Source organism: Virgibacillus halotolerans, from assembly GCF_016908515.1.
GTDB lineage: Bacteria > Bacillota > Bacilli > Bacillales > Amphibacillaceae > Virgibacillus_M > Virgibacillus_M halotolerans.
Genome location: NZ_JAFBEA010000008.1, coordinates 157,935 through 167,471 on the forward strand (window position 1 = coordinate 157,935; position 9,537 = coordinate 167,471).

Annotated in this window: 7 protein-coding genes; 2 read left to right on the plus strand and 5 right to left on the minus strand. The window is 41.1% G+C overall.

Going from position 1 to position 9,537, the window contains the following annotated elements:
* Together pcrA and pcrB are read right to left on the minus strand one after the other, a co-directional pair.
* Entirely contained in the window at positions 1–2,220 is a 2,220-nt protein-coding gene (pcrA, locus tag JOC34_RS17160; protein ID WP_205137999.1) for a DNA helicase PcrA, read from the minus strand.
* Between the two features lie 17 nt (positions 2,221–2,237).
* Entirely contained in the window at positions 2,238–2,915 is a 678-nt protein-coding gene (gene pcrB / locus JOC34_RS17165) for a heptaprenylglyceryl phosphate synthase (RefSeq protein ID WP_205138019.1), read from the minus strand.
* A gap of 1,201 nt (positions 2,916–4,116) precedes the next feature.
* On the opposite strand from pcrB, the gene JOC34_RS17170 reads away from it, so the two are divergent.
* A complete protein-coding gene (locus JOC34_RS17170; RefSeq protein ID WP_205138000.1) occupies positions 4,117–4,758 on the plus strand; it encodes a DUF1232 domain-containing protein in 642 nt (213 codons plus the stop codon).
* A gap of 65 nt (positions 4,759–4,823) precedes the next feature.
* Positions 4,824–5,807: an LCP family protein gene (locus tag JOC34_RS17175; RefSeq protein ID WP_205138001.1), complete on the plus strand. Its 984-nt coding sequence runs from the start codon at positions 4,824–4,826 to the stop codon at positions 5,805–5,807.
* A 189-nt stretch (positions 5,808–5,996) separates the two neighbouring features.
* Here the strand turns inward: JOC34_RS17175 and JOC34_RS17180 are convergent, their stop codons facing one another.
* Genes JOC34_RS17180 through JOC34_RS17190 form a run of 3 tightly spaced genes read right to left on the minus strand, consistent with a single transcriptional unit; the run spans position 5,997 to position 9,123 of the window.
* Positions 5,997–6,290, minus strand: coding sequence for a YerC/YecD family TrpR-related protein (locus JOC34_RS17180; protein WP_205138002.1), 294 nt, complete (start codon positions 6,288–6,290; stop codon positions 5,997–5,999).
* 21 nt (positions 6,291–6,311) lie between these two features.
* Positions 6,312–7,328, minus strand: a complete 1,017-nt coding sequence (locus tag JOC34_RS17185; protein ID WP_205138003.1) for a DUF3048 domain-containing protein — start codon at positions 7,326–7,328, stop codon at positions 6,312–6,314.
* Between the two features lie 52 nt (positions 7,329–7,380).
* The gene (locus JOC34_RS17190) at positions 7,381–9,123 is read right to left on the minus strand and encodes an adenine deaminase C-terminal domain-containing protein (protein ID WP_205138004.1); all 1,743 of its coding nucleotides are present in this window, start codon (positions 9,121–9,123) and stop codon (positions 7,381–7,383) included.
* Positions 9,124–9,537: the final 414 nt, after the last annotated feature.

Genomic DNA, 9,537 nt, shown 5'->3' on the forward strand with positions numbered 1-9,537 from the left:
CTATTGTTTCGTAATCGGTGCGAATTTAGCCAGCACACGCTTAATACCTGTTGGTGCCGGGAAAGCAATGTCGAGTTCCATCGCGTCTTCTGTACCTTGCACCTTCACAACGGTTCCTGTACCCCATTTTTTGTGATCTGCTTTGTCTCCCGGCATCCATGTTTCACTTTCTGCGCCAGTTGTTTGCTGCATTTTCTCTGCTCTGCGCTTCCTTGGTGCCGGCTGATCTTTGGGTTTACCGAACGCTTGGCCAAACATTTTTTCTTTTGCTTCTTCCATTCCATCGACCAATTCTGCTGGTATTTCACTGATAAAACGGCTGACTGGATTCATATTTGTTCTCCCATATAAAGTACGCATTTTTGCATGGGTTAAATACAATTCCTGCTCTGCCCGTGTAATACCGACATATGCCAGTCTGCGTTCTTCTTCCATTTCTTCTTCATCAAACATGGAGCGGCTGTGTGGAAAAACATTCTCCTCCATACCGATTAAGAAGACAATTGGGAATTCCAATCCTTTTGCAGCGTGCAAGGTCATTAAAGTGATCTTTTCCTGGTTATCCGGATCCGATTCATCCACTTTGTCAATATCTGCAATTAATGCAAGATCCGTTAAAAAGGAAACGAGCGTCTTATCTTCACTTGTCTTCTCAAAATCCTGTGTAACTGTCATAAATTCTTCCAAGTTTTCCAAGCGGCTTTGTGATTCAATTGTTCGTTCATTTTTCAGCATTTGTTCATAGCCTGTTCGTTCGAGCACCGCTTCCACCATATCCGTTGCAGTCAGAAATTCCTGTTGCTGCGTTAATGATGTAATCAATTGCCCAAATTCAGCCAGTGCTATTGCTGCCCTTTTTGATACACCCGTGAAATCGACTTCCTTCACGGCTTCATAAAATGAAATATCGTGCTCGGTAGCATAAGCACGTAATCGATCAATCGATGTTTTTCCAATTCCACGTTTAGGTTCATTCACCACGCGTTCAAAGCTCAGATCATCGGTCGGGTTGGTAATTAGTCTTAGGTAAGCGACCATATCTTTAATTTCTTTACGCTCATAGAACTTCGTCCCGCCAACCATTTGATAGGATATGTTTGATTTCATCAATGTATCCTCAATCGCACGGGATTGTGCATTCGTTCGGTATAAAATGGCAACATCACCTGGCGAGTAGTTTGCTCCCCTTGTTAATTCCTGAATTTTATCCGTCACAAATAATGCCTCTTCCTGTTCCGTGGCACCTTGATAATAGTTAATATTTTTCCCATCAGGGTTTTCTGTCCAAAGGTTTTTTGGCTTTCTTCCCGTATTATTTCCGATCACCTTGTTCGCTGCTGAGAGAATTGATTTTGTTGAACGGTAGTTTTGTTCAAGAAATACAGTCCGTGATGTGGGGTAATCTTTTTCAAAGGATAGAATGTTTGCGATATCCGCCCCACGCCAGCGATAAATCGATTGATCCGAGTCACCAACAACACATAGGTTCTGATAGCGCTGGGCCAATTGTTTGACTAATGAGTATTGTGCATGGTTGGTATCCTGATACTCATCCACATGAATATATTGAAACCTTCGTTGGTAATATTCCAGTACTTCCGGAACGCGTTCAAATAAATGAATCGTCTGCATGATCAGGTCATCAAAATCTAGGGATTGGTTTTTCCGGAGCATTTTCTGATATGCTTCATAAATTTGTGCCACTTGTCGGTCATAGTAGTTCCCGACGTTTTTACTAAATTCTTCTGGTGTAATCAGCTCATTTTTTGCATTACTGATCTGACCAAGCATCGTGCGTGGTTCAAATTTCTTTGGATCGATATTGAGGTTTTTCAAAACTTGCTTGATCGCTGAAAGCTGGTCACCACTATCTAATATCGAAAAGCTGCTATTGTAGCCAATCCGGTCAATGTCACGTCTTAAAATACGTACACACATCGAGTGAAAAGTGGAAACCCACATGTACGTACTTTCATCGCCTACTAATTTTCGGACCCGTTCTTTCATTTCTCTGGCCGCTTTATTGGTAAAAGTAATCGCTAAAATATTTCTTGCTGCAACGTCCTTTTCCCTTAGCAAATAAGCAATCCGGTGTGTAAGCACCCTTGTTTTACCACTTCCGGCACCAGCCATAATAAGTAGCGGTCCTTCTGTATGTTTAACAGCCTCTTGCTGTTCTTTGTTTAATCCTTTAATGAAGTCATCTATTGTTTGACTCATGTTTACACCGCCCTGAATCAATAATCTTTGACTGCTTTCACAGTCTTTAGTGCTTGTTTTATATTCGTATAAATACTGTTTCCTACGATAATCACATCGGCATGTTCTTTCATTTCACGCGCCTGGAAGTTATTCTCAATTCCTCCACCATAAAAAAGCAGGGTATTGTCTAGCTGTTCCTTCACCTTTTTGACAAGCTCGGGATCCCCGTACTTTCCGCTATATTCCATATAAAATACGGGTAAATGAAATACGTGCTCAGCCATATGTGCATATGCAGTTACATCATCTTCATCCGGTAAATAACTGTTTGTATGTGTAAAGGCCTTCGCATCCTCATTTAAAATGCAATAGCCTTCCATGAAAATTTCATCCCAATTCATAATATCTTTAAATTCCTTGATCGCCTGATGCTGGATATCCATCATCCACTTTTTCTCAGTGGAATTCATTACCATCGGAATAAAATAATAATCAAATCCTGGTGTGATAGCATCGAGATCTGATATTTCCAAAATACATGGGACTGTGTAACGACGAATTCTTGCTAACAAATCCAATACATTGTCCAATGTTATATGATCTGTTCCCCCGACAATAACAGCATCTGTACCTGATTCACAAATCATTTCCAGATGCTCATCCGTTATTTCCTTTGCCGGGTCCAGTTTAAATATGTGTTTCCAAGCTTTCATATCATTATTCAAAGGGCTTATCCTCCAATATTATAATCCATACCTTTATTATACCAAAAATCAGGAGCAGAATTGAGGGAAATGGTGAATCTTTTATAAAAAAGGTGGATTAGATAGTTTTCAATGTAAAGGACGTGCTAGTACAGACAGAATAGGTGTCGCAATGGAGATATAGTGAAACTTCATTCAGTGGTATTTTTTTCTCCCACTGAATGTTAGTTGAACCAATCGGGCTTGTGCGGGCAGTTATCCCCCACCTAAAATTTTCGGTGCCCCTCTCCTCTGTTTTTGAGGTGGGGGTTTTACTACCCGCCAAACTGCGACAAATGGATCCCAAGTATTATATTTGGATGTGCAGAATTGTCGTTGACAAAATGTCAACACTTCTATATGCTACCTATTATAATATTACTTCTGCTTAAAACAAGGTTTTTTCGTATGCTTTGTTGCTATAGATATAATAGTGATATGTCTTGCCGCTTTGGAAATACACTTCGCGCATCCTAAGGCTCGCGCTGAGCCTCTTCGCAAAGAACGCTGTGGGGTCTCATCGTCTTCGCTGTCGAGGCCACTGAAAAAGTTAAATATAGCACTATAATATGTGGATCTACCATCGCATCTTCGAAAATACTGCGCTTTCCGCGGGCGAGTGTCGAGCCTCCTCGGACTACCGTCCTGCGGGGTCTCGCCGATCTCTTACTTCCCGCAGGAGTCTTCGTATATTCGAGATGCTAGGTTAAGGTGAAAAGACAAGATTTTTAAAATCTACCACTTTTTCAGTGGCCTCTTCGCTGTCCCGCAGGAGTTATCATGTATTTCCTACGCTGATATTGCGCTTTACTTCAGCGCGTTTATTCATTACTTGATTAAATCAAACAATTGCTATTAGCTTTTATGAGGATTGATTGGAGCGAAGGACAGTCGACTCCAGCGGGAAAAGCAACAGCTGAAAATCCCGCAGGAAGCGTTCTTTGCTTCCGAGGAAGTTGAAGCGTTCTTTGCTTCCGAGGAAGTTGAAGCGTTGCCCGCGGAAAGCGACTGTCCGCAGCGGAAATCAAGACGCTCTTTTATGTCGCAGTTTATACCTACTTTTAATATTCATACTTAGAAAAAACAACATTTTTTCGATGGGACGAACCCAGGGGACAGTCCCAATTTTTTAGAAAACAGTTTAAAACAAAATGAGAGGGGACAAGGATATATGTCTGCAGGGGAAAAAGAGAATGCCCTTGGTAGCTTGTTACTGGAGTTATTGCACACACGCGCATTGTCAATTAGAAAATGCAGTGAACGAACCGGTATCGACAAAGCTACCATTTCGCGAATTATCAACGGAAAACGTAAAGCAAACCTACAACACTTAGAGAAGTTTGCTGACTGTCTTGATGTTCCGATTATGAAATTAATGCGTGTAGCTGGTTATCCCACCCAGCAGAGCCAGGAAAAGTATGATTCTGATCTACTATCGTCCGTTGATAACATTCAAAACATACTGAAGTCCTCTGAATTATACGATGACAATTTTAGTCTGGAGCTTATCCAGGAACAACTCGCAACATATGAGCAACGTGCCCAAACCAATGAAGGCAAACAAACGATTTATGCGCGTTTTGAGGAGAAACTGGAAAAAGCAGGTGGAATTGGGCCATTCATTAATCAACTGAAGGATTTATATCATCGATTTGTTAAAAGTAAAGGTACGGCAAGTGAGCTTGCTATCGTTGGTGGTGTCCTCCTTTACTTCATTATTCCGATAGACGTGATCCCAGATTATATTTTCCCTATCGGATATGTGGATGATGCAATTGCTGTCCAAATCGCCGTAAAATCACTATCAAATTAACAGGAAAAGGATAGGATTTATAGATTTCGTTATACTATTTATTAAAGTACCGGGAGATGTTTTTTATGAAAAGACGTACTAGAAAATCGTCCAAAAGAAAATGGTTACGCAACCTGATATTCTTTACCATGATATGCGTTATAGCTGTGGGAGCCTATGCTATTATTCAATATAATCAGGGTCTGTCAGAAGGAAAAGAAGGTCAATATAAAGATGATGGAGCAACATTTGATCTATTTCAAGGTTCAGAGCCGCAGTTTGGAGAAATTAATGTTTTATTAATAGGCAGTGACACAAGAGGGGATGAGCGTGGCCTGTCGGATACCATCATGATTGCTCATTATAATCAGGATTCACATGCCATGAAGGTTGCGTCAATTATGCGCGATACATACGTTGATATTCCTGAACATGGCATGCAAAAGATTAACGCTGCTTTTGCATTCGGTGGCCCCGAGTTACTAAGAAAAACGATTAAGCAAAATTTTGACGTGGACCTAAACTATTATGCAGTAGTTGACTTTGATGGTTTTTCAAAAATTGCCGATATTGTAGCTCCTAACGGAATTGAAGTGGATATTGAACACGAAATGTCGAAAGGGATTGACATGACTTTACATCCGGGGAAACAAACACTAAACGGAAAAGAACTACTCGGTTATGTGCGCTTCCGGCAAGACAAGGACAGTGACTATGGACGTGTAAAACGTCAGCAAGAAATTATATCCAAATTGAAGGATGAAGCAGTAAGTCTCCATAGTCTCGTGAAATTGCCTAAACTACTGGGTATTGCAGATCCTTATATCGATACAAATGTGGATAACAAAACAATTCTGTCCATTGGAAAAGGACTGATTGCGGGGAGTTCTAAGGATATGGAATCGTTGAGGATCCCTGTACCAGATTCCTATCAAAATTTACATGCTGACGTGGGTGCCGTGCTTCAAATCGATTTAGATAAAAACAGACAAGCACTAAAAGACTTTCTATCCTCCTCACTAGATGATGAAGAAGTTAGCGCTGAAAATTCTGCATTACCTACCGAATGAAACGGTTTGAATAATTCCCACATCGTCCTTTTTTTAAAATAGAAGAACAAAAAATCCGCTGCAAGGCTGTTGGCTTTGTAGCGGCTCTTTTTTAGCGGATAAGAAAGCATCATTGCTTTCTTACTGCATACGTACAACGAAGGCATTCACCTGAAGGCCTGGATATAATCCCAATTTTTCTAGAAAATGCTATTCTTCCGACATTCGGTCCAGCACCATCTGGTATCCATCATTGCCGTAATTGATACATCTACGCACACGGGAAATTGTTGCGGTTGATGCTTTTGTCTCCTTTTCAATTACTTGATATGTCTGTCCCTCTGTCAGCATCTTCGCAACCTGCAATCGTTGTGAAATAGAATGCACTTCTGACATGGTTGCAATATCATCGAAAAAGCGGTAGCATTCTTCCCGGTCTTTTAACAATAGAATTGCATCAAACAATTGATCTAATTGTTCACCGCGTAATTTATCAATTTGCATCTTGAATCCCCCTCTATTCCCTTACTCATCTGATATAATAACAGCTTGTTCGATTCCCGGATCGGTTGGAATCACATTAACCCATGTCTTACCTGGTACAAATCCAACGGCTTTTCCATCCTCTACGGGGATAATGCGGCCTTCTTTATTTTCCCATTGGATTTGTTTTACTTTCCCTTGTTGGATTAAGTAGGCATTACCACCAGATGTCAGATCTATTTTCCGACGACCTTCATCATCAAAGACTTCATGTGTCGCTTCTACGATGAAAACATTTTCTACCTGAATCGGGTCTTCTGAATCGAGCTCTACTGTCTTTTCTCCATCACTGGATCGATTATATTTACCACTGTTCTTATCGTAATCAAACTCAACGACAGTCCCAGATCCACCTTTTGTATAATCGATTTTAACATGTTCTGCAGCTTCTCCCTGTACATCTGCACCCTCATCAAGGAATGGAAGCGGTTCGTCGGTTGCTGTAGTTGTATAACCCTGTTGCGCTGCTTCATCATGTACGGCGTCGAACTGTAAATAGGAATTATGCGGCGCTTTGCGGAATGACTCCCGTTTAAATAGTACACCATCATCATCATATAGCGCGCCGTTTAAATGTTCAATGTTCTGATCCTCGATCATGTCGTTAACAAAGTTTGCTGCTCCGTGATAAACATAGATCGCATCATACCCTGCTGCAAGATCAAAATAATATTCCCTTGCACTGCGGACGGGTCCAACGACATCCGGTGTTTCACTTTGAAATAAAGCGAGGAATCGTGTGATTTGTCCTTCCGCTAAAATTTCAAACACGATGTCTGCCTGTGATAATCCGGATTGCGGGCGTGCTTTTGGATGATTATTCACCATTACGCCGATTGTTCGGTCATCAGTACCTTCATCTGATTGGACACCAGTCAATGGATAAACAGATTCAGATGCCTTTCCTGAAATATCGTCATTATCTGTTTGTTCTTTATCCTTTGAACAGGACGTAAGCAGGATGAGTACCACCAGCATGAAAAAGATTGTTTTCTTCACGTTTCCAACACCTTTATTAAAAATTTTTATTCTATTCATTCTATGTGATGCATTATCGCATGATCGCAGGGAAAAGGACTTCTCTTTTCTTAATATCTATTATACCCTGTTGCGTTATCCGGATAAAAGGTAAATGTGTTGACGATAAAAATAATATACTGTAAACCGGATCATGGAAGGCGTAACCGAATTTCTTTAACAACTGTTTCAATTCTTTTTCCTTTGCGATTAACTCAGTCATATTCCCATTATACATTATACCTCCAAGTGTTAACGGAATTTCCAGTAGTACTTCTCCCTCATGTACAAGTACAATGCCCCCACCGATTTTCTTTAATTGCTTCCAAGCAAGCAGCATATCCGCTTTATTTTTGCCTATCAATACGGGGTCCCCCGTCGTTGTATAGGAGCTTGCTAACGCCCCAAGACTTTTCGTAAAGCCACGTAACGTTGTATTCACGCGCCACTGTCCCTTTTGGTCAATTAATAATAAAAATGCATCTGACTTGTTTACCGGTAATCTTTCCACTGTTACATCCATATCAATGGCATAAGGTTTGATGATTACATCGTTGGCCATATCCAAACCAATCGGCACGGAAAATTGCAGATCTCCTTCTTCCAGATCCCAGTCATATGCAACTGGGCGAATACCAAAACGTTCCCAGTCGATAGCGGAATGGATCGGTTGCACTGTATCATCTTTTACAATCCACTTTCCTTTTGCCAACACACTGATTGGGTTCGGATTATCTTTCGCCTGCAGGAAGTTAATATGTGCAATTCGTCCAGGCGCAATGCTACCATATTTTGCCTCCATCCCAAAGTGTTTCGCGGCATTATAGCTGCCCATTCGATACGCTTCAACAAGCGGAATTCCCTTCTTAATGGCAATATCAATGCAAACATTAATTAATCCTTTTTCATAAAATCCCGGCGTACTACCATCTGTTGTAAATGTAAGATTATCATAGGCTTGTAGATTCTCCGCCACCAATTCTTCTAGTATCTTCGGCAAATCGGGTCTAATAGAAGAATGGCGTAAGCCCACCTGATACCCTAGCCGCAAACGTCTTATCACTTCTTCGCCTGTCATTGATTCATGATCTGCGCTGGCGCCCAGTAGTTTTAGCTTTGTTAATGTCTTTTCTGAAGCGCCGGGGAAATGACCTTCTATCGGTTTACCTAGTCTTCTTGCTTCCTGAATCCAATATAGCAAACGATCATCACCAGCCAGCAAGCTTGGCCATGAAGTTAGTTCTCCTCCCTGTAAAACATCCGAACGATTCAGCCAAGATAGGACTTCCTCTGTATTAAAGTATGCTTCTTCATCCTGCAGTGCAGTTTGTGAGTCCAAGCGCCCCCACCAATACATTGAAATAGGCAACTGTTTGAAATTGTCTAATAAAGTAAACGCTTTCTTTTTATCTAATAAAAAATGCCACATCAGACTGTCATTAATTAAAGTCGTAGTACCAAACTTTGCTGCGTGGTTTGCTAGGCTTTCAGGATTATATAAGTGAAATGGGTGGGCATGTGGTTCAATATAACCCGGTACAAGATAGTTACCTTCGCAGTCTACTATCTCTGCAGATCCTGGTTTTTCTGGCATTTTATCGCCAACATATACAATCCTGTCCCCTGCAATCCAAATATTTGCCTGTAACCATTGCTTTGTATACACATTTAAATAGGTGCTATTTTTTAATATAAGGGTGGGTGATGCTGTTCCATCGACCACTTTAACATGTTCTCGAAGTTCTCGATTTCTCCAATTAAATTTATCTTCCAACATAAAACTCAACTCTCCAATATATAATTTCTTCTATCGTAACATATTTTTCGCTTTAATACTGTGAAGTTTTTGTTAACTAAAGTTTTTCCGCGGTAAAGAGCGGTTGTATGTGCGTTGTTTTGTGTAGGTGTTCGGCGATTGGGGGCGGAGGTTCAGCGATCGGGGCAGGTGGTTCGGCGCTCAGGACAGAAGGTTCGGCGCTTGGGACGAGAGGTTCAGCGCCCGGGACGAGTAGTTCGGCGTTCGAGACAGATGGTTCAGCGATCGGGGCGGGGTTCGGCGCTTGGGACGGGTAGTTCGGCGTTCGAGACAGATGGTTCAGATTAAGTCCGTATAATTGTGTAAATAGAAAAGGGTCAATCATCAAACCCTATATACAATGTTTTTAACCACAAAAATATCGTATATAGAAAG